Genomic DNA, 18,920 nt, shown 5'->3' with positions numbered 1-18,920 from the left:
CTACTCACGGGAGTAGCGTCGCGCGGATGCCGGACACCACGGACGTCGTCATCGCCGGCGGCAGCGTCGCCGGCACCGCGCTGGCCACGCTGCTCGGCCGCCAGGGCGTCCGGGTCACGGTGCTCGAGAAGAGCCCGAAGCCCGAGCACTACAAGGTCACCTGCACGCACTTCATCCAGGCGGGCGCGACGCCGGTGTTCGAGCGGCTCGGCCTGACCGCGACGATGGAGAACGCGGGCGCGATCCGCAACGGGCTGGACCTCTTCACGCCCGGCGGCGGCTGGTACTCGATGCCCGACGACGCGCACGGCTACAGCCTGCGGCGCGAGAAGCTCGACCCGATGCTGCGCGAGCTGGCCGCGCGGACGCCGAACGTCGAGGTGCGCCAGGGCGTCACGGTGACCGCGCTGACGCGTGACGCCGCCGGCCGCCCGTCGGGCCTGCGCGGCCGCACGCCGGCGGGCGAGGAGGTCGCGGTCGACGCGCGAGTCGTCGTCGGCGCCGACGGCCGCGGCTCGGCCGTCGCCCGGATGGCCGGCGTCCCCGGCCGCGTGCAGCCGCACAACCGCTTCGGCTACATGGCCTACTACGAGGGCCTGGAGCTCGACGCGCCCGGCGACCACGGGCTGATGTGGTTCCTCGGCCGCGACATCATGTACTGCTTCCCCAACGACGACGGCCTCACGATCGCCGCCGTGTTCCTGCACAAGGACCGCCTCCCGGAGTTCCGCGACAACAAGGAGGCCGCCTTCCTCGCCGCCTTCGACGGGCTGGACCGCGCGCCCGACTTCGGCGCCGCGCGCCGCACCTCGGCGCTGATCGGCAAGCTCGACATGCCCAACGTGCGCCGCCCCGCGGCGCGGCCGGGCGTCGCGTTCGTGGGCGACGCCGCGCAGGCGTCGGACCCGGTCTGGGGCGTCGGCGTCGGCTTCGCGCTGCAATCCGCGGGCTGGCTGGCCGACGAGCTGGCCGGCGCGCTCACCGCCGGGACCGACCCGGACGCGGCGCTGGAGCGCTACCGCCGCACGCACCGCCGCCAGCTCGCGCTGCACCACCTGCAGATGTCGGACTTCGCGACCGGCCGCGACCTCAACGCCGTCGAGCGCGTGATGCACCGCGCCGCCACGAGGGATCCGCGGACGGCGAGGGTGATGGCCGACGTCGCCGCGCGCAACGGGCCGCTGGAGCGGGTCATGCCCGCGCGGGCGATCGCGCGTGCCGCGCGCGTGGCGGTGCTGGGATGAGCGACGCCGAGATCCGCGACCGCGAGAAGTTCACGCGCAAGCACGTCGTCGCGGTCGACGGCGTGCGCTCGCCGGTGATCGAGACGGGGCCGGAGGGCGTGACCAGCGCGGTCGTCTTCGTCCACGGCAACCCGGGCGTCGCAGAGGATTGGCTGCCGCTGCTGGAGCCCGCCGGCGGCTTCGGGCGCGCGGTCGCGATCACGATGCCCGGCTTCGGCGACGCCGACAAGCCGGAGGACTTCGACTACACGGTCGACGGCTACGCCGCCCATCTCGACGGCGTTCTTGTCGCACTTGGCCTTCAACACGTACACCTCGTGTTGCACGACTTCGGCGGCCCGTGGGGCCTGGAGTGGGCCGCGCAGCATCCCGACCGCCACGCGTCCACCACCTTGATCAACACCGGCGTGATCCTGCGCGAGTCCTGGCACGCGCTCGCCAGGGTCTGGCGCACGCCGGTCCTCGGCGAGCTGTTCTTCAAGGCGAGCACCCGCAGCGGCATGCGCCAGTTCATGAAGCGCACGAACCCGAGGACGTTCCCGGTCCCCTACGCCGACCACCTCTTCGACCTCTACCAGGACCCCGGAACCCGCCGCGCCGTCCTGCAGCTCTACCGCGCGACCCCGATCCGCCCGCACGCCGACACGCTCGCACCCCGCCTCCGCGAGCACCCCCGCCCGGCCCTCGTCATCTGGGGCGCCAAGGACCCCTACTTGAAGGTCCGCCTCGCCGAACGCCAGCGCGAGGTCTTCGGCGCGGCGACACCCATCACCATCCTCCCCACTTCCGGCCACTGGCCCCTGGCCGACGCCCCGGACGCCGTCATCGCCGCGGTCCTCCCGTTCCTGCGCGAGCAGCTCGCGTCGACACCCGCTTAGCGCGCCGCCCCAGGGAAGCCAGCCCGCGGAGCTGTGCGCAGATGGCTGAGCCACGGGGGTTTCGCGACCGATAGGCAAGAGGTCGGCGCGACCACCGGCGAGAAGCGCGGCCACCGGCGATGGCGCCCGATGGGAGGAAGAGGGCGCGTCACTTGATGGGCTTGGCCGGCGCGGCGCGGCAGAATGCCGAGCCGTGGGGAACCTCCAGATCGTCATCGCCGCGCTGTTCGTCAGCGCGGCCGGGCTGAACGCGCTCGCCAACTGGCTGAACGTCCCGTACCCGATCCCGCTCGTGCTCGGTGGGTTGTTGTTGGGGTTGGTGCCGGGGATCCCGGATGTGCAGCTCGACCCCGACCTGGTGTTGTTGGTGTTCCTGCCGCCGTTGTTGTACTCCTCGGCGTTCTTCGCCGACCTGCGCGCACTGCGGGCCGATGCGCGGGTGATCTCGCTGCAGGCCGTCGGGCTGGTGCTTGTCACGATCGGCTCGGTCGCGGTCATCGGCCACGAGCTGATGGACCTGCCGTGGGCGATGGCGTTCGCGCTCGGCGCGATCGTCTCCCCCACCGACCCGGCCGCGGCGACCGCGATCATGCGCCGCGTCGGCGCGCCGCGGCGGCTGGTCAACATCCTCGAGGGCGAGTCGCTGTTCAACGACGCGACCGCGCTGGTCGCCTACAAGGTCGCGGTCGCCGCCGCGGTCGGCGCGACCGTCTCGGCCGCCGCGACGGTCGGCGACTTCTTCCTGGAGGCGGGCGGCGGGATCGCGATCGGCTTCGCGATCGGCTGGGTCATCGCCCAGGTGCGCCGCCGCACGACCGACGTCAACACCGAGCTGACGATCTCGCTGTTCTCCGCCTACGGCGCGTTCGTGCCGGCCTCGGAGCTCGGCGTGTCCGGCGTCCTGGCGGTCGTCACCTGCGGCGTCTACATCGGCTTCCGCGCACCGGAGATCGCGACGCCGGAGTCGCGCATGCAGGCCGAGGCGCTGTGGCAGCTGATCGCGTTCCTGCTCAACGCGACGCTGTTCATCCTGATCGGCCTGCAGCTCCCGTCGATCGTCGACGGCCTCCACGGCATCCCCGCCGCCGAGGTCCTGCGCGACGCGGCCGCGGTCTGCGCCGCGGTGATCGCAACACGCTTCGCCTACAACTTCTTCGTCACCGCGGTGATCCGGACGCTCGACCGCCGCGACTCGCAACGTGCGCGCCGCGCGTCCTGGCAGACCCGGATCGTCGGCGGCTGGTCCGGGATGCGCGGCGCGGTCTCGCTGGCCGCCGCGCTGGCGCTGCCGCTCACCACCCACGACGGCGACCCGCTGCCCGGCCGCGCGCTGATCCTGTTCACGACGTTCGCGCTGATCCTCGTGACGGTCGTCGGCGAGGGCCTGACGCTGCCGTGGCTGATCCGCAAGCTCGGCGTCGTCGAGGACCCCGCCGAGGAGGAGGCCGAGGAGCTGCACGCCCGCCTGGCGATCGCCTCGGCCGCGCTGGAGCGCATCGACGACCTCGCCGACGAGGACTGGACGCGCGAGGAGACCGTCAACCGCGTGCGCCAGCTCTACGAGTTCCGGCGCCGGCGCTTCAAGATCCGCGCGGGCAAGCTCGAGGACCCCGAGCAGGACCTCGACGGCGGGACCGAGGAGCGCTCGCGCCGCTACCAGCGCCTGCTGCACGAGATCTACGCGGCGCAGCGCGACGCGCTCGTGCGGCTGCGCGACGAGCGCGCGATCTCCAGCGAGGTGCTGCGCCGGATCGAGCGCGAGATCGACCTGGAGGAGTCCCGGCTGGAGGTCTGACGGCTAGGCTGCCGCCCATGCTCGTCCAGGTGCGCACCTACAAGATCAAGCCGGGCCAGATGGAGGAGTTCCTGGCGCTCTGGCGCGACCACGTCGTCCCGGCGCGCGCCGCCAACGGCTACGAGGTGCTCGGTGCCTGGAACGACGCCGACGACGGCACGTTCGTCTGGGTCGTCTCCCACGCCGCGCCTGACGGCTGGGACGCCGCCGAGAGGGCCTACTACGACTCGCCCGAGCGCCAGTCGGTCCCGCGCAACCCGTATGACTTGATGGACAGCTGGGAGACGAAGGTCCTGGCGCCCGTCGCGCGCTGACGCCCGCGCGGCGACGAAGTTCACACGCGGTACGCGCCGTGGCGGTAGGTTCGCGCCATGCAGACCCGTCGCCAGTTCGTCCTCCGCGGGGCCGGCGCCGCCGCGACCGTCCTCGTCCCCACCTCGCTGGCCACGACGCTGGCCGCGGCCAAGCCGCTGAAGGGCGGCAGGTTCCCGGACGGGGTCGTCGCGGGCGACCCGACCACCAAGGGCATCAGCCTCTGGACGCGGTTCGACCCGCACGGCGGGGGCGGCTCGGGCTCGATCGAGCTGGAGGTCGCCAAGGACAAGTCCTTCCGCCACGTCGTCGCGCGCAAGGACATCAAGACGGGCTCGGCCTCCAACTACGCCGTCAAGGCGCGCGTGGAGAACCTGAAGGCCCACGAGGAGTACTACTACCGCTTCTCCTCGAAGTCGGCGGACTCCGCCGTCGGGCGCTTCCGGACCGCGCTGCCGGCCGACTCCAACGCGCCGGTCAAGTTCGCGTTCTTCTCCTGCCAGGACTACACGCACGGCTGGTACAACGCGCTCGACGTCATGGCCGACGAGGACTACGACTTCGTCGTCTGCCTCGGGGACTACATCTACGCCGAGTCCTATCACTCGGTCAAGGACGGCACCGCGGTGCGCGACGACAGGATCGGGCGCGACAACCCGACCAACCCGGACATCGTGCGCGAGGCCGTGACGCTGCAGGACTACCGCGACAAGTACATGTTGTACCGGTCCGACCCGCTGCTGCGCGCGGTCCACTCCAAGTTCCCGATGGTCATGCTCTGGGACGACCACGAGGTCCAGGACAACTACGCGGGCAAGCCGGCCGACGGCGGGCTCCCGCCCGGCAAGCACTTCTCGCTGAGGCGCAAGGCCGCGGCGCGGCGGGCGTTCTTCGAGTCGATGCCGGCGTTCCCGGGCGGGACCAAGTTGTACCGGTCGCTCAAGTTCGGCAGGAACGTCGAGCTGTTCATCATGGACCAGCGCTCCTACCGCGACAACCAGCCCTGCGACGACGCGGTCGTCGCGCCGTGCGCCGACTACAACCAGCCGCGCGACTTCCTCGGCCGGCCGCAGATGAACTGGCTCAAGGGCGCGCTGGACAGGTCCACCGCCAAGTGGAAGGTGATGGCCAACGAGGTGACGATCATGCCGACGCGCGTGCTCGGCAACCCGCCGGCCAACTACACCTACGACAACTGGCTCGGCTACCCGCAGGAGCGCGAGGAGCTGCTGACCCACATCCGCGACCAGAGGATCAACGACGTGGTGTTCGTCACCGGCGACATCCACACGTTCATCGCGGGCGACGTCAAGACCGGCGACGGGTCGACCGGCGACACCGTCGCCTGCGAGCTGGTCGGCGGCTCGATCACGTCCCAGTCGCTGGGCGAGACGAACCTCGACGCGGGCGGCGGCACGGTCATCAGGGGCAGGGACACCAACCCGAGCACCGCGCCCGCGCTGATCGACGCGCTGCGCGGCATCAACCCGCAGGTCGACAACGCCGACTTCGACCACCACGGCTTCGGCTCGGTGACCGCCTCCGGGTCCGGGTTCACCTGCGAGATGGTGCGCATGGACACCATCAAGAAGAAGTCCACCAAGAAGCTCCCGTCGGCGGACTGGACCTACCACGTCGCCCCGGGGTCGCCGTCGATCAAGGGCCAGCACGGCCCCAGGGCGTAGGCCGCCCAGCGAGTCCTACAGGTTGATCTGCTGCGCGTCGACGACGCCGTCGCGCAGCGCCTGCACCGCCGCCCTGGCGATCGCCAGGTCCTGGATCGCCAGGCCGGTGGAGTCGAACAGCGTCACGGCCTCCGGGCCCGGGCGGCCGGGGACCTCGCCGGCCAGGACGGCGCCGAGGTCGGTGACGCGGTCGCGGGTCACGAGGCCCTCCTCGACCGCGCCGGTCAGCTCGCCGCCGTGCGAGGCCTGGGCCCACTCGTCGCAGAACAGCGCGCAGGAGGCGACGGCACCGATCGTCGCCTCGGCCTTGCCGGGGCCGTCGGCGCCGAGCATGTTGAAGTGCTGACCGGGGTGCAGGTCGCCGGCGTCGACGACGACCTCGGCGCCCGGCGTGATGCAGCAGACGACCTCGGCGTCGAGCGCCTGCTCGCGGGTCCCGACGGTCCAGCCGAGCTCGTCGGCCAGCGCCTGCGCCGCCTCCGGGCGCGGGTCGAAGCACACGCCCGGGCCGTAGCCGTCGGCGGCCAGGCAGCGCGCGGTCCACGCGCCGTGCAGGCCGCAGCCGACGATCCCGACGGTCGTGGCGCCGTCGCGCGCGAGCGCCCGCGCGGCGACCGGCGCGACCGCGCCCGTGCGCAGCGCCGTGACGGCGCGCGCGTCGAGGATCGCCAGCGGCTGGCTCGTCTCGGCGTCGGAGACGAGCAGCGTCCCCATCACGGTCGGCAGCCCGCGCGCGGGGTTGGACGGGAACGACGAGATCCACTTCAGGATCGCCAGCCCGTCGCCGAGCGCGGGCATCGCACGGAAGTCGCCGTGGGGCGGCGCCTCCAGGTAGACCTTCGCCGGCATCAGCCACTCGCCGCGGCGGTGGCGCAGGAACGCCTCGCGCGTCGCGTCGATCGCCACACGCGGCGAGACGGCGGCGAGAACGGCTTCGTGGTCCAGGACGGGTACGGCCGGCATGGCCGGAAGAGTAGAACCAGCCGCACCCCCGTCACTTACGCGCGGGCGTAGCGTTGACGTTCCTGATGACCGTTGCGGAGCCCATTCCCTTTGACCTCGGCCTGGCGCGCGAGGCGTTCGCGACCACCGGCGGCATGCACGGGACCGCGGTGCGCCTGGCCGCACCGAGGCTGCGTCCCGCCGACTTCCGCAGGCTCCGGGCGCTCGACGCGGAGTTCACCGACGCGCTGGCCGAGGGCCGCGTGCACGCGGCGATCGCCGCCGACGACGCGTTCCACCGCGTCTTCCTGGACCGGGCGGGCGATCCGGACCTCAGCGTCGGCGTCGAGCTGATGATGCCGCGGCTGAAGCGCATGGACCTGTGGCTGTTCACGCGCAAGTCGTTCGACCCGAGCGGGAACACGCACCCGGAGACGCTGGAGGCGCTGGAGTCCGGCGACGTCGAGCGGGCCGTCGAGCTGGTCGAGGCGTCCTACACCGACGCGGGCGAGGCGCTCGCCGCGATCGTGGAGCGCCAGCCGGCCGTCGCGTAATAGGCTTCCGGGCGATGCCGAACCGCCGCCCGCAGCTGGAGATCGTCGCGCCGTCGGCCTCCCCGGAGGAGGCGGCCGCGGTCGTCGCGGCGCTGGAGCAGTTCCTGCGCGACTACGCGCCCGTGCTCGTCGCGGCGCCCGAGAAGCCGAACCCCTGGCAGCGCGCCGCGCTGCTGGAGTCCACCGGCCGCGAGCCGGACGCGCCGTCGCCCTGGGGCGACCCGGTGCCCTGGGGCAACTAGAGCGCCTACGCGCCAGCTTCGGCGCGCGCTGTCGAATCTCGCGGCGCCGACCGTCGACCATGCGAACGGCCGGAATCGCCGGCCGACGCGACACGAGTCAACGGAGGCACCGACATGCAGTACATGCTGCTCATCAACTTCCCGGTCGACGAGGACCTGCACGCGACGCCCGAGGCGTGGACGGCGTACACGACGGCGCTGGTGGAGTCCGGGGCGATGGTCTCCGGGGCCGGGCTGCAGGGCGGCGAGACCGCCACGACGGTCCGGGTGCGCGAGGGCGAGACGCTCGTGACCGACGGGCCGTTCGCCGAGAGCAAGGAGCTGCTCGGCGGCTACTACGTCATCGACGTCCCGGATCTCGACGCCGCGCTCGGCTGGGCGGCGAGGATGCCGAACATCGAGACCGGGTCGGTCGAGGTCCGGCCGGTGATGGTGTCCAACGCCGCACCCGTCGCCTCGTTGTAGGCGTTGCCGGACGAGGACGCCATCGGCCGGGCCTTCCGGGAGGAGGGCCCGGCGATCCTCGCCACGCTGATCCGCCAGGTCGGGGACTTCGGGTTGGCCGAGGACGCGCTGCAGGACGCGTTCGCGGCGGCGGTCGCGACGTGGGGGCGCGACGGCGTCCCGGACCGGCCGGGTGCGTGGATCACGACGGCGGCGCGGCGCCGGGCGATCGACCGGCTGCGGCGCGAGCGCGGGCTGGCGGACCGGATCGAGCGGCTCGCGCGGCTGGCCGAGCAGGACACCTCGGGCTTCGACCCTCCGGACGACCCCGAGCCGTCGCCCCTCGCGGACGACCGCCTCCGCCTGATCTTCACCTGCTGCCACCCGGCGCTGGCGCTGGAGGCACGTGTCGCGCTGACCGTGAAGCTACTGGGAGGCCTGACGACCGCTGAGGTCGCCCGAGCGTTCCTGGTCTCCGAGCCGACCATGTACCAGCGCCTGACCCGGGCCAAGAGGAAGATCTCGGCGGCGCGCATCCCCTACCGCGTGCCGCCCCCGGAGCTGCTGCCGGAACGCACGTCCGGCGTGCTCGCCGTCATCTACCTGGTGTTCAACGAGGGCTACTCCGCAACCTCCGGCGACCGCCTGCTCCGCGGCGAGCTCTGCTCCGAAGCCATCCGCCTCGCCCGCCTCCTGGTCAACCTCCTCCCCACCGACCCCGAGGCGCTCGGGTTGTTGTCGTTGATGCTGCTCCACGACTCCCGCCGCACAGCCCGCGTCTCGGCCGACGGCACCTACGTCTCACTGGAGCACCAGGACCGCTCCCTCTGGGACGCCGGCCGCATCCGCGAAGGCAACCAAGCCCTACAACAAGCCGCCGCGCTCCACACCCCGGGCCCCTACCAGCTCCAAGCCGCGATCGCCTCCATCCACGCGACCTCTCCCTCGTTCGACGCAACCAACTGGCCCGCGATCGCCTCCCTCTACGCCCAGCTCTTCTCCCTGACCCCCTCCGCCCCGGTCCGCATCAACCACGCGGCGGCACTCTCCTTCGCCGGCTCTCCCCAAGCCGCCCTCACCCTCCTGACCCCCCTCCTCTCCGACCCAACCCTCGCGACCTACACCCCCCTCCACGCCACCCACGCCGACCTCCTCCTCCGCACCGGCTCCCCCACCGCCGCCACACTCGCCTACGACCTCGCCATCGCCTCAACCTCCAACGCCGTCGAGAAAGCCGAGCTCCTCCGCCGCCGCGCCGCCAGTGTGGCCGCGGACGCCAGCGGTCGCGCTGCCACGGCGTAGCGATGCCGCGTGTAGCGAGAGATGTGGCGTGGCGGGGCGTTTCTGCACCGGAACCGTGCGGAAATTCGCTTGCCGACGCGGCAAACCCAAAGGGTGGATTTGCAATCGGGATTTGCTACCTTGCCGCCCATGGAGCCCACCACCGTTGGCCGCAAGGGGACCCTCGCGAACCCCGAGGTCTACGAGAACGTCCCCGGACACATCATCCCGGCGATCGCCCAGGAGTTCGACGACTTCGACAACGAAGCGGAGAAGTTCCTGGCCGGTGACACGCCGGAGAACGAGTTCATCGGCTTCCGCCTGAAGCAGGGCGTCTACGGGCAGCGCCAGCCCGACGTCCAGATGATCCGGGTCAAGCTCCCGTTCGGCGGCGTCACGCCGGACCAGATGGACGCCTTCGGGTCGGTCGTCGAGAAGTACGCGCCGCTGAACAAGGGCCACATCACGACGCGCCAGAACATCCAGATCCACCACGTCCCGCTCCGCGACGCGGCCAAGCTCATCCGCGAGCTCTCCGACGCCAACCTCTCCTCCCGCGAGGGCTGCGGCAACACGGTCCGCAACGTCACCGGCGACCCGTGGGCGGGCATCCTCGAGGGCGAGGTCTTCGACCCCACGCCCTACGTCGGCGCCTACGTCCGCTACTTCGTCCGCCACCCGACGACGCAGCTGATGCCGCGCAAGATCAAGACCGCCTTCGAGGGCACGCCGGACGCCGACCGCTCGATCACCGGCATCCACGACATCGCCTTCATCTCGAAGTACAACGACGAGGGCGTCCGCGGCTTCGAGGTCCGGGTCGGCGGCGGCACGTCGATCATGCCGCGCATCGCGCCGACCCTCTACGACTTCGTGGAAGCCGACAACGGCGACTACCTCAAGGTCGCCGAGGCCGTCTTCCGGATCTTCGACGCCCAGGACTGGCTGCGCGTCAACCGCGCCCGCGCCCGCATCAAGGTCTTCGTCGACAAGTTCGGCATCGACGAGCTGCGCAAGCAGGTCGACGAGCAGCTCGAGGGCGACTGGGTCGCCGAGCGCGACTTCTCGGTCATCGCGCGCCGCTTCGACATCGACGAGGAGGCCGGCGCCCCCGCAGCGCCCAGCGCCCCCGCCGGCGAGCCCACCGACGACGAGGACCGCGCCGCCTTCGAGCGCTTCAAGGAGTCCAACGTCGTCGCCCAGCGCCAGGACGGCTACAACGCCGTCGAGATCAAGGTCTACCGCGGCGACCTCACCCCGGACCAGTTCCGCGCGCTCGGCCAGATCATGCGCGACTACTCCGGCGGCTGGGCGCGCATGACCGTCGGCCAGAACCTCGTCCTGCGCTGGGTGCGCGACGAGCAGGTCTACGACGTCTGGAACGCGCTCAAGGCCATCGACCTCGGCGAGGCGGGCGCGCAGGAGATCACCGACAACGTCTCCTGCCCCGGCACCGACTCCTGCAAGCTCGGGATCACGTCCTCCATGGGCCTGAACGCGGCGATCAACCGCAAGCTCCTGGAGATGGAGATCAGCGACCCGCAGTCGCGCCGCATCCACATCAAGAACTCCGGCTGCCCCAACGGCTGCTCCCAGCACCACATCGCCGACATGGGGTTCTACGGCGCGTCGATCAAGGTCGGCGACCACACGATCCCGGCCTACGTCGCCCACATCGGCGGCCAGTACGAGCAGGGCACCGTCGCCTACGGCGCGCGCCTGAAGGTCCGCCTGCCCGCCAAGCGCGTGCCCGAGGCCGTCGAGCGCTGGATCCGGATGTACGAGGCCGAGCGCGAGAGCGACGCCGAGACCTTCCGGGACTACGCGCAGCGCGTCGGCACGACCCGCTTCGAGGACGAGGTCAAGGGCGACCTCGCCATGTCCGTCGAGTTCGGCCTGGACACCATGAACATGTTCATGGACTGGGACCGCGACCAGCCCTACGTGGTTGCGCGAGGCGAAGGCGAATGCGCAGTCTGAGCGATCAGCTCACCGAGACGCTGCAGGCGGCCGCTCAGCACGAGCGGCTCGTCTTCCTCTGCTCGTTCCAGAAGGAGGAGTCGGTCATCCTCGACGAGCTCCTCAAGCTCGCGCCCCACACCCGCGTGGTGACGATCGACACGGGCGTGCTGTTCCCCGAGACCCTCCAGACCTGGAAGAAGTTCGAGGAGCACTACGGGGTCCACATCGATGTGGAAGACGCCTCCAACCCGTCCAACCCCTGGACCGGCCCGGAGCACTGCTGCACGCCGCTGAAGATCGCCGCCCTGGAGCACTCGCTCGGCGACGCGGAGGCCTGGGTCACCGGCATCCGCCGCGACCAGGCCGAGACGCGCGCGCACACCGAGCTGATCGAGGACGACGCCAAGCGCCCCGGCGTCAGGAAGTACAACCCGCTCGCGTTCTGGGCCGAGAAGGACGTCTGGAACCGCATCTTCGAGCGCAACCTCCCGTACCACCCGCTGCACGACCAGGGCTTCGCGTCGATCGGCTGCGCCACCTGCACCCAGCCGGGTGACGGGCGCGCGGGCCGCTGGGCGGGGACCGACAAGACCGAGTGCGGCATCCACGTGGTCTGAGGGACTGACCCGGTCTTGGACCCGCTCGTCATCGTCTTCGGCCTCGGCGTCGGGATCCTCATCGGGATGACCGGCATCGGCGGCGGCTCGCTCATGACGCCGCTGCTGATCCTGTTCGCCGGGATCCACCCGACCGTGGCGATCGGGACCGATCTGGCGTACGGAGCGGTCACGAAGACGGTCGGTGGCTGGCGCCACCTCAGGAAGGGCACGGTCGACCTCGGCGTCTCGAAGTGGCTGGCGTTCGGCTCCGTGCCCGGCTCGGTCGCGGGCGTGATCGTCCTCGAGGTCTGGCTCAAGCACTCGCCGGAGATCCTGCTGACCGGCGTCGCGGTCGCGCTGCTGGTCGTGGCGGTCTCGATGCTCTTCCGCGCGCTGTTCCTGCGCGCCGCGGTCGACCGCGAGCGCGAGTCGGTCTTCCTGACGCAGGCCGTGAAGATCCGCGCGGTCGGCCTCGGCGCGGTCCTCGGGTTCCTGCTGGGGTTGACGAGCGTCGGCTCCGGCGCGCTGATCGGCCTGGCGCTGATCCTCGTGTTCCGCCTGACGCCGCACCGCGTCGTCGGGACCGACGTCTTCCACGCCGCGATCGTGCTCTGGGCCGCCGGCCTGGCGCAGCTCGTGGCCGGCAACATCGACTTCGGCCTCATGGCCAACATCTTGGTCGGCTCGCTGCCGGGCGTCCTGATCGGCTCCGCGCTGATCGACAAGGTCCCGGCCGTCGTCCTGCGCCCGGCGCTCGGGTGCGTCCTGCTCGGCTCCGCCCTCGGCGTGCTCACGAAGGCCGGCGTCGACCTGCCGACGTGGACGATCGTCGGCGTCCCCTGCATCGTCGGCGCCGCCGCGGCGCTGATCCACCGCGTGCGGCCCAACGCGCCCGCCGCACCTGCCTCATCCCCCACGGAGGTCGCTCCCGCATGAGCCCGTCCCAGCACACCTTGTCGCACCTGCAGGCCCTCGAGGCCGAGGCGATCCACGTCATGCGCGAGGTCGCCGCCGAGCGCGAGAAGCCGGTCCTGCTGTTCTCCGGCGGCAAGGACTCGATCGTCCTCGTGCGCCTCGCCGAGAAGGCGTTCCGGCCCGGCAAGTTCCCGTTCCCGCTGATGCACATCGACACCGGGCACAACTTCGACGAGGTCATCTCGTTCCGCGATGACCTGGTCGAGCGCCTCGGCGAGCGGCTGATCGTCGCCTCGGTCCAGGAGTCGATCGACAAGGGCCGCGTCGTCGAGGAGACCGGGCCGCGCGCGTCGCGCAACCGGCTGCAGACGACGACGTTGCTGGACGCCCTCGCCGAGCACGGCTTCGACGCGGCCTTCGGCGGCGCGCGCCGCGACGAGGAGCGCGCGCGGGCCAAGGAGCGGATCCTGAGCTTCCGCGACGACTTCGGCGGCTGGGATCCCAAGGCCCAGCGCCCGGAGCTGTGGAACATCTACAACACGCGCGTCCGGCGCGGTGAGAACGTGCGAGCGTTCCCGCTGTCCAACTGGACCGAGCTCGACGTGTGGCAGTACATCCAGGACGAGCAGATCGAGGTGCCCTCGATCTACCTCGCCCACGAGCGCTCGGTCTTCAAGCGCGACGGGATGTTGTACGCCGACTCCGAGTTCATCGAGCGCGACGCGCGCGACGGCGAGCCGTTCAAGACGCACGTGCGCTACCGCACCGTCGGCGACATCTCGTGCACCGGCGCCGTGGCCTCCGAGGCCAGGACGCTGGACGCGGTCGTCGCCGAGATCGCCGCGACCAACGTGACCGAGCGCGGCGAGACCCGTGCCGACGACCGCGTGTCGGAGTCGGCGATGGAAGACCGCAAGGTCGCTGGGTACTTCTAGGACTTCTTCTATGACCACGCTTCTCCGCCTCGCCACCGCGGGCTCCGTCGACGACGGCAAGTCCACGCTCATCGGCCGCCTGCTGCACGACAGCAAGGCGATCCTCGCCGACCAGTACGCCGACCTCAACGGCCGTGACGGCGAGCTCGACCTGTCGCGCCTGACCGACGGCCTGCGCGCCGAGCGCGAGCAGGGCATCACGATCGACGTCGCCTACCGCTACTTCGCGACGCCGGCCCGGGACTTCATCCTGGCCGACACGCCCGGCCACGTGCAGTACACGCGCAACATGGTCACCGGCGCGTCGACCGCGGACGTCGCGATCGTGCTCGTCGACGCCCGCCATGGTGTGGTCGAGCAGACCAAGCGCCACGCGTTCATCGCGTCGTTGCTCGGGATCCCGCACCTGGTCGTCGCGGTCAACAAGATGGACCTGGTCGAGTTCTCCGAGGAGCGCTTCGACGAGATCGTCCGGGACTTCTGCGCGTTCCGGTCGTCCTTGAGCTCGCGCGACATCACGTACATCCCGATCAGCGCGCTGGCCGGCGACAACGTGGTCGACCGGTCCGAGAACACGCCCTGGTACGCCGGCAAGCCGTTGTTGGAGCACTTGGAGGGGATCGACCCCGCCGACGACCGCAACCTGACCGACCTGCGCTTCCCGGTCCAGCTGGTGATCCGCTCCGAGGGCAACGACTTCCGCGGCTACGCCGGGCAGGTCGCGTCGGGCGTCGTGCGGCCGGGCGACGAGGTCGTCGTGCTGCCGAGCGGCGTGCGGTCGCGCGTCGCGGCGATCGAGACGCTCGACGGCCCGCTGAAGGAGGCGTTCCCGCCGCAGTCGGTGACCGTCCGGCTCGAAGACGACGTCGATGCCTCGCGCGGCGACGTGCTGGTCGCCGCCGAGGGCGCGCCGGAGCCGGTCCGGGAGTTCGAGGCCGACGTGTGCTGGTTCGCCGAGCGCGCGCTGCGCCCGGGGTCGCGGTACTTGTTGAAGCACTTGACCCACACGGCCGAGGCGATCGTCGACTCGATCGTCGACGTGGTCGACATCCACACGCTGGAGCGCGCCGCGCCGCCGAGCGAGTTGGGGTTGAACGACATCGGGCGCATCCGGATCCGGACCCGCCGCCCGCTGCTCGCCGATCCGTACGCGCAGAACCGCGTGACCGGCGCGTTCATCCTGATCGACGAGACGACCAACGACACGGTCGCCGGCGGGATGATCGCCTGAGCGAGCCTGCGGCCCGGCTGCTGGCGCTCGACCTCGACGGGACGCTCGTCGACTGGGGCGCGGCGTTCGGCGTCTGGGCCGACGCGACGCTCCCGGAGGGCTACGACCGCGCGTGGGTGCTGGAGCGCAACGCGCGGGGCTTCACGCCGCGCGACGAGTTCCTCGGCGCCGTGCGGGAGCGCTTCGGCCTGGAGGCGACGGTCCCGGAGTTGTTGGAGGACTACCGCCGCGTGACGTGGACGGCGATGCGGCCGGTCGAGGGCGTCGTGGCGGAGCGGTTGCGCGCGCTGCGGGCCGCGGGCTGGAAGGTCGCGTGCGTCACCAACGGCGAGACGCTCGTGCAGCCGCGGACGCTCGAGCGCATCGGCGCGGGACCGTTCCTGGACGCGACGATCGTCAGCGAGACGGTGGGCGTTCGCAAGCCGGACCCGCGGATCCTGGAGCTGGCCGCGGAGGCGTGCGGCGTGGCGCTCGACGGCGCGTGGATGATCGGCGACTCCGACGTGGACGTCGCCGTGGGCGCCGCGGCCGGCGCGACGACCGCGTGGATCGCCGACGGCCAGGAGTGGACGCGCACCGACCTGGCGCCGGACCATGTCGTCCGGACACTCGCCGACGCGCTCGCGCTCGTCGCCTGAGCGCCCGTATCCTGCGCGGACCGATGGCCGACGTCCCCGCGCAGCGCGCCGAGCTGATGGCGCCCTACCGCCACCCGTGGCGCCATGTGAGCCGTGAAACGCTGAGGCAGAGCATCGAGGTGCGCGGGGCCGGCGCGATCGGCATCGTCGCGAGCGGGGTCGGCGTGGTCGGGCTCGCGACGGGCATCACGCTGATGGCGTTCTGGATCGTGGCGGGCCTCTTCGCGCTGGCCTGCGCCGCGGTGATGTGGGCCTACGTGACCGCGGAGGGGACGCTCCCGCTCCTGCGCGCGTGGCGCCAGCGCAGCGTGCTGCGCGACGTCCTGGAGAAGCGCCCGCACGCGGGCTCCGAGGACCCGGACCTCGTCCACGACCTGTTCGCGGTGACCGTCGAGGACGACGGCTGGCTCTACACCTGGCGCTACCGCCCGCTGCGCTGGGACGAGGAGCCGGGGCCGGAGCAGGTCGAGGTCCCGGGCCGCCCGCGCTACGCCGCCGAGGTGATCCTCGAACGCCGCTTCGACGCCCGCGACGCCGCGCGGGCCGCCGAGCAGCTGGTCGAGGCGCAGGAGGGCGCAGCCAAGCGCGAGGCCCTCGCCGCCGCCGCCGGCGCGCACGCGGTCGAGCAGGCGGATCTGAACGAGCACGAGCTGGAGGAGGCGCGCACCACCGCCGCCGCGCTGCAGCGCTCGACCGGCCAGCGCTCGCGCCGCTCCTAGAGGCGCGCCTTCACGTCGTCGGGCACCGCGGGGTGGGCGCGCAGCGCGTCGAGGGCTTCGGCGTAGAGCGCGGGGAGGTCGGTGAGCAGCGCGGGGTCGTCGATCTCCGACGTGCGCCAGCGCAGGGCGGCCGCGGCCAAGCGCGCGTGCGGGCCGCCGGCGTTGACGTACCACTCGACCGCCTCGCCGTTGCTGCCCGCCAAGCCGGCGTGGGTCGTGGCCAGGAAGCGGACGGGGAACAACACCATCTTGGTCGTCTCACGCCGCCCGGCGGCGAGCAGCGCGTCCGGGTCCGGGACGCCGCCGTGACGCTCCAGCCAGTCCGCGGCGAACGCGGCGGTCTCGCGGACGAGGTCGTCGCCGGTCGGCCGCGGCAGCCCCGCCGGCGGCGCGTCGCCGAAGACCGCGACGCCGCAGTCGAGCAGGTCACGCCGCACGATCGGCGGCAGCCGCGCCGCCTCCGGCGGAGCGCCGAACGTCGCCCAGTCGCCCCAGAACAGCGACAGCCGCTGGTCGCGGTGGCGCGCGACGACCGCCTCGATCGCTGCGGCCGCCGCGGCGTCGGCGCGGTCGAGGACCAGCAGGCCGTCGACGTCGGAGACGTCGGGAGCGAAGCCGCCGTGGACCAGCGAGCCGAGGGCGTAGGCGGCGACGAGGCGATCGCCGAGCGCGGTGCGAGCCTCGGCGACGGCGGTGCGCAGGACGGCCCAGCCGGCGGCGTCGCTCATCGGCGGACCGTAGAGGACCCGGAGCCCACGAGCCGATGGTGGACGGACGCGGGCCGCCTGTCAGAGCGCCGACACGCCAACTCCGGGTGGATCGCGTGATACCGCGGCCGGTCGCCGGTCATCCGGAGACGCCGGTGTCCCCAGGCGCCGCCGACTTCATGGCCTCTCACCACGATCACATACGCTGCCGCCGTTGACCCAGCCCCCGTCGACACCTCCAGGCGGCCTCCCGGCCGTTGCGATCTGGCTGACCGGCCTGCCCTGCGCGGGGAAGTCCACGATCGCCAAGCTCCTCGCCGAGCGCGTCCGCGGGGCAGGCGGGACGCCGTGCATCCTCGACGGCGACGCGCTGCGGGCCGCCGGATCGCGCGACCTCGGCTTCTCCGCCGCGGACCGCCACGAGCAGGCCCGCCGGGCCGCGCGCGCCGCGCTGAAGGCGCTCGCCCGGGGCGAGGTCCCGATCGTCGCGATCGTCTCGCCGTACCGGTCCGCCCGCGCCGAGGCCCGCGCGATCGTCGGCGCCGAGCGGTTCCTGGAGGTCCACGTCGACGCGCCCACCGCGATCTGCGAGGACCGCGACGTCCGCGGCCTCTACGCACGCGCCCGCGCCGGCGAGGTGCAGGCGTTCACCGGCGTCTCGGACCCCTACGAGCCGCCGATCGCGCCGGCCCTACGGCTGAAGACCGCGAAGGAACCGCCGCAGACGTCCGCCGCCCGCGTCTTCGCGCTGCTCGGCCGCGCCGCCGGCGGGGACCGGAGCCGCGACGCCCGCCACAGCCACAGCGCCGTCGCCGCCGACCGCAGCCGCCGCTGAACCGCGGCGCACGCCCTCGGCCAGCGCCGCCGGGAGCCACCCGAGGCCGTACGCCTCCTGGCACGGCAGCTCCCAGCGCGCGACCTCCGCGAGCGTCGCGCGCTCCAGCGCGACGACCGCGGCGCGCCCCTCGTCGGCGCCCGCCAGCCGGTGCGCGCTGATCCCGACGTAGACGTGCTCCTCGTCGTGCGCGACCCCGCGCGTGAACCCGCCGAGGTCCACCGCCTCCTCGACGGTCCCCGCCGCGTCCAGGCGCAGCAGCCGCCGCGACGCCGAGTCGCACACCAGCCACCCGCCGTCCAGCGGCGTCGGGTCGTGCGGGCACGTCAGCCCGCGCAGGACGTCCGCGCCGGTCGCGACGTCGAAGACGATCCCGGCGCCGTCGCGCGCGCCGTCCGCCGCCCACCCGCGGTGGGTCCGGAAGCGCCCGAAGGCGCTGGCCAGCAGGCGCCCGTCGTGGACGACGAGGTCGTTGAGGTGCCACGCGTCGCCGGGCTCGTCGGCGTCCGCCGTCCACGTCCGCACCACCTCGCGGCGGTCCGGGTCCAGCCACAGGATCGCGTTCGTGAGCGTCGAGACCACGACCAGGCCGCCACCGTCCTCCCGCCACAGGACGCCGTGCGGCTCGCGCAGCGCGTCGATCGTCCACGCGGTCTCGTCGCCCGCCGCGTCGCTGATCAGCAGCGTCCCCGGCGCCTCGACGTCGTCGTCGGTCCACAGCAGCCGCGCCAGGCGCGGCGCGGCGCCGGGCTCCACCGCGAAGCCCGTCGTGCTCCGCGCGTCGAGCTGCTGCACCCCTCCTCCGGGCGTGAGCGCGTACAGCCCACCACCGCTCACGGCGCCCAGACCGGACGCCACCAGCACATGTTCCCCCTTCATGACAGGGGATGATCGCAGGCGGCCTGACGACCGACCCGAGAGAAGGTGGGCGGCGGGAGCGCTCTGACCCGCCCCCACCGCCCGTGGCCCAGGTGGTGTCCCTAATGGCCATCTCGCGCCTTG

General features: G+C 72.4%; 19 protein-coding genes and 1 pseudogene. 17 read left to right on the top strand and 3 right to left on the bottom strand.

Translation table 11 applies throughout. The features are described 5' to 3' along the window. Positions 1-26 precede the first annotated feature (26 nt). From H030_RS0105100 to H030_RS0105080, 5 genes are all read left to right on the top strand, one after another. Positions 27-1,244 carry an NAD(P)/FAD-dependent oxidoreductase gene (locus H030_RS0105100; protein WP_051221738.1) on the top strand — a complete coding sequence of 406 codons (1,218 nt, stop codon included), beginning with the start codon at positions 27-29 and terminating at the stop codon, positions 1,242-1,244. Then, entirely contained in the window at positions 1,241-2,122 is an 882-nt protein-coding gene (locus H030_RS0105095) for an alpha/beta fold hydrolase (protein ID WP_081690517.1), read from the top strand. The genes H030_RS0105100 and H030_RS0105095 overlap by 4 nt, the downstream gene beginning before the upstream one ends. Before the next feature lie 193 nt (positions 2,123-2,315). Continuing rightward, positions 2,316-3,917, top strand: a complete 1,602-nt coding sequence (locus H030_RS0105090) for a Na+/H+ antiporter (RefSeq protein WP_027005335.1) — start codon at positions 2,316-2,318, stop codon at positions 3,915-3,917. Positions 3,918-3,934: 17 nt separating this feature from the next. After that, positions 3,935-4,231: an NIPSNAP family protein gene (locus tag H030_RS0105085; RefSeq protein WP_027005334.1), complete on the top strand. Its 297-nt coding sequence runs from the start codon at positions 3,935-3,937 to the stop codon at positions 4,229-4,231. A gap of 57 nt (positions 4,232-4,288) precedes the next feature. Further along, complete coding sequence (locus tag H030_RS0105080; protein WP_027005333.1) at positions 4,289-5,914, top strand: alkaline phosphatase D family protein; 1,626 nt, start codon at positions 4,289-4,291, stop codon at positions 5,912-5,914. Between the two features lie 15 nt (positions 5,915-5,929). Here the strand turns inward: H030_RS0105080 and H030_RS0105075 are convergent, their stop codons facing one another. Beyond that, positions 5,930-6,877: an ornithine cyclodeaminase family protein gene (locus H030_RS0105075; protein WP_027005332.1), complete on the bottom strand. Its 948-nt coding sequence runs from the start codon at positions 6,875-6,877 to the stop codon at positions 5,930-5,932. Between the two features lie 65 nt (positions 6,878-6,942). On the opposite strand from H030_RS0105075, the gene H030_RS36350 reads away from it, so the two are divergent. From H030_RS36350 to H030_RS0105020, 11 genes are all read left to right on the top strand, one after another. Then, a complete protein-coding gene (locus H030_RS36350) occupies positions 6,943-7,410 on the top strand; it encodes an FCD domain-containing protein (RefSeq protein WP_027005331.1) in 468 nt (155 codons plus the stop codon). A 14-nt stretch (positions 7,411-7,424) separates the two neighbouring features. Further along, positions 7,425-7,652 carry a hypothetical protein gene (locus tag H030_RS0105065; RefSeq protein WP_027005330.1) on the top strand — a complete coding sequence of 76 codons (228 nt, stop codon included), beginning with the start codon at positions 7,425-7,427 and terminating at the stop codon, positions 7,650-7,652. A 114-nt stretch (positions 7,653-7,766) separates the two neighbouring features. Then, positions 7,767-8,117: a YciI family protein gene (locus H030_RS0105060; protein ID WP_027005329.1), complete on the top strand. Its 351-nt coding sequence runs from the start codon at positions 7,767-7,769 to the stop codon at positions 8,115-8,117. Positions 8,118-8,120: 3 nt separating this feature from the next. Then, on the top strand, positions 8,121-9,398 hold the full coding sequence (locus H030_RS40390) for an RNA polymerase sigma factor (protein ID WP_027005328.1): 1,278 nt from the start codon (positions 8,121-8,123) through the stop codon (positions 9,396-9,398). A 129-nt stretch (positions 9,399-9,527) separates the two neighbouring features. After that, a complete protein-coding gene (locus tag H030_RS29400; protein WP_051221736.1) occupies positions 9,528-11,357 on the top strand; it encodes a nitrite/sulfite reductase in 1,830 nt (609 codons plus the stop codon). Then, positions 11,345-11,956 (top strand): phosphoadenylyl-sulfate reductase, encoded by a 612-nt coding sequence (locus H030_RS29395; RefSeq protein ID WP_035125881.1) that lies wholly within the window; start codon positions 11,345-11,347, stop codon positions 11,954-11,956. Before H030_RS29400 ends, H030_RS29395 begins: the two co-directional genes overlap by 13 nt. Positions 11,957-11,971: 15 nt before the next feature. Beyond that, complete coding sequence (locus tag H030_RS29390) at positions 11,972-12,874, top strand: sulfite exporter TauE/SafE family protein (RefSeq protein WP_051221734.1); 903 nt, start codon at positions 11,972-11,974, stop codon at positions 12,872-12,874. Continuing rightward, positions 12,871-13,788, top strand: coding sequence for a sulfate adenylyltransferase subunit CysD (cysD, locus tag H030_RS0105035; protein WP_027005327.1), 918 nt, complete (start codon positions 12,871-12,873; stop codon positions 13,786-13,788). The genes H030_RS29390 and cysD overlap by 4 nt, the downstream gene beginning before the upstream one ends. 10 nt (positions 13,789-13,798) lie before the next feature. Then, the gene (locus H030_RS0105030; RefSeq protein ID WP_051221732.1) at positions 13,799-15,019 is read left to right on the top strand and encodes a sulfate adenylyltransferase subunit 1; all 1,221 of its coding nucleotides are present in this window, start codon (positions 13,799-13,801) and stop codon (positions 15,017-15,019) included. Further along, positions 15,016-15,657 (top strand): HAD family hydrolase, encoded by a 642-nt coding sequence (locus tag H030_RS39520; protein WP_231398414.1) that lies wholly within the window; start codon positions 15,016-15,018, stop codon positions 15,655-15,657. Before H030_RS0105030 ends, H030_RS39520 begins: the two co-directional genes overlap by 4 nt. 23 nt (positions 15,658-15,680) lie before the next feature. Then, the gene (locus H030_RS0105020; protein ID WP_027005325.1) at positions 15,681-16,376 is read left to right on the top strand and encodes a hypothetical protein; all 696 of its coding nucleotides are present in this window, start codon (positions 15,681-15,683) and stop codon (positions 16,374-16,376) included. On the opposite strand, the gene H030_RS29380 is transcribed toward H030_RS0105020, so the two are convergent. Beyond that, the gene (locus H030_RS29380; RefSeq protein ID WP_051221727.1) at positions 16,373-17,104 is read right to left on the bottom strand and encodes a hypothetical protein; all 732 of its coding nucleotides are present in this window, start codon (positions 17,102-17,104) and stop codon (positions 16,373-16,375) included. The two genes, H030_RS0105020 and H030_RS29380, sit on opposite strands and share 4 nt — an antisense overlap. Before the next feature lie 193 nt (positions 17,105-17,297). Here H030_RS29380 and cysC point away from each other — a divergent pair. Next, a pseudogene (gene cysC, locus H030_RS40035) lies at positions 17,298-17,768 on the top strand (adenylyl-sulfate kinase); the annotation flags it as partial. Positions 17,769-17,774: 6 nt separating this feature from the next. Here cysC and H030_RS36345 read toward each other — a convergent pair. Next, positions 17,775-18,797 carry a DUF4915 domain-containing protein gene (locus H030_RS36345; protein WP_081690513.1) on the bottom strand — a complete coding sequence of 341 codons (1,023 nt, stop codon included), beginning with the start codon at positions 18,795-18,797 and terminating at the stop codon, positions 17,775-17,777. Positions 18,798-18,920: the final 123 nt, after the last annotated feature.

This window comes from Conexibacter woesei Iso977N (assembly GCF_000424625.1).
Classification (GTDB): Bacteria; Actinomycetota; Thermoleophilia; order Solirubrobacterales; family Solirubrobacteraceae; genus Baekduia; species Baekduia woesei_A.
The sequence above is the reverse complement of the archived record's forward strand: the minus strand, read 5'-3'. Positions and strand labels throughout refer to the sequence as shown.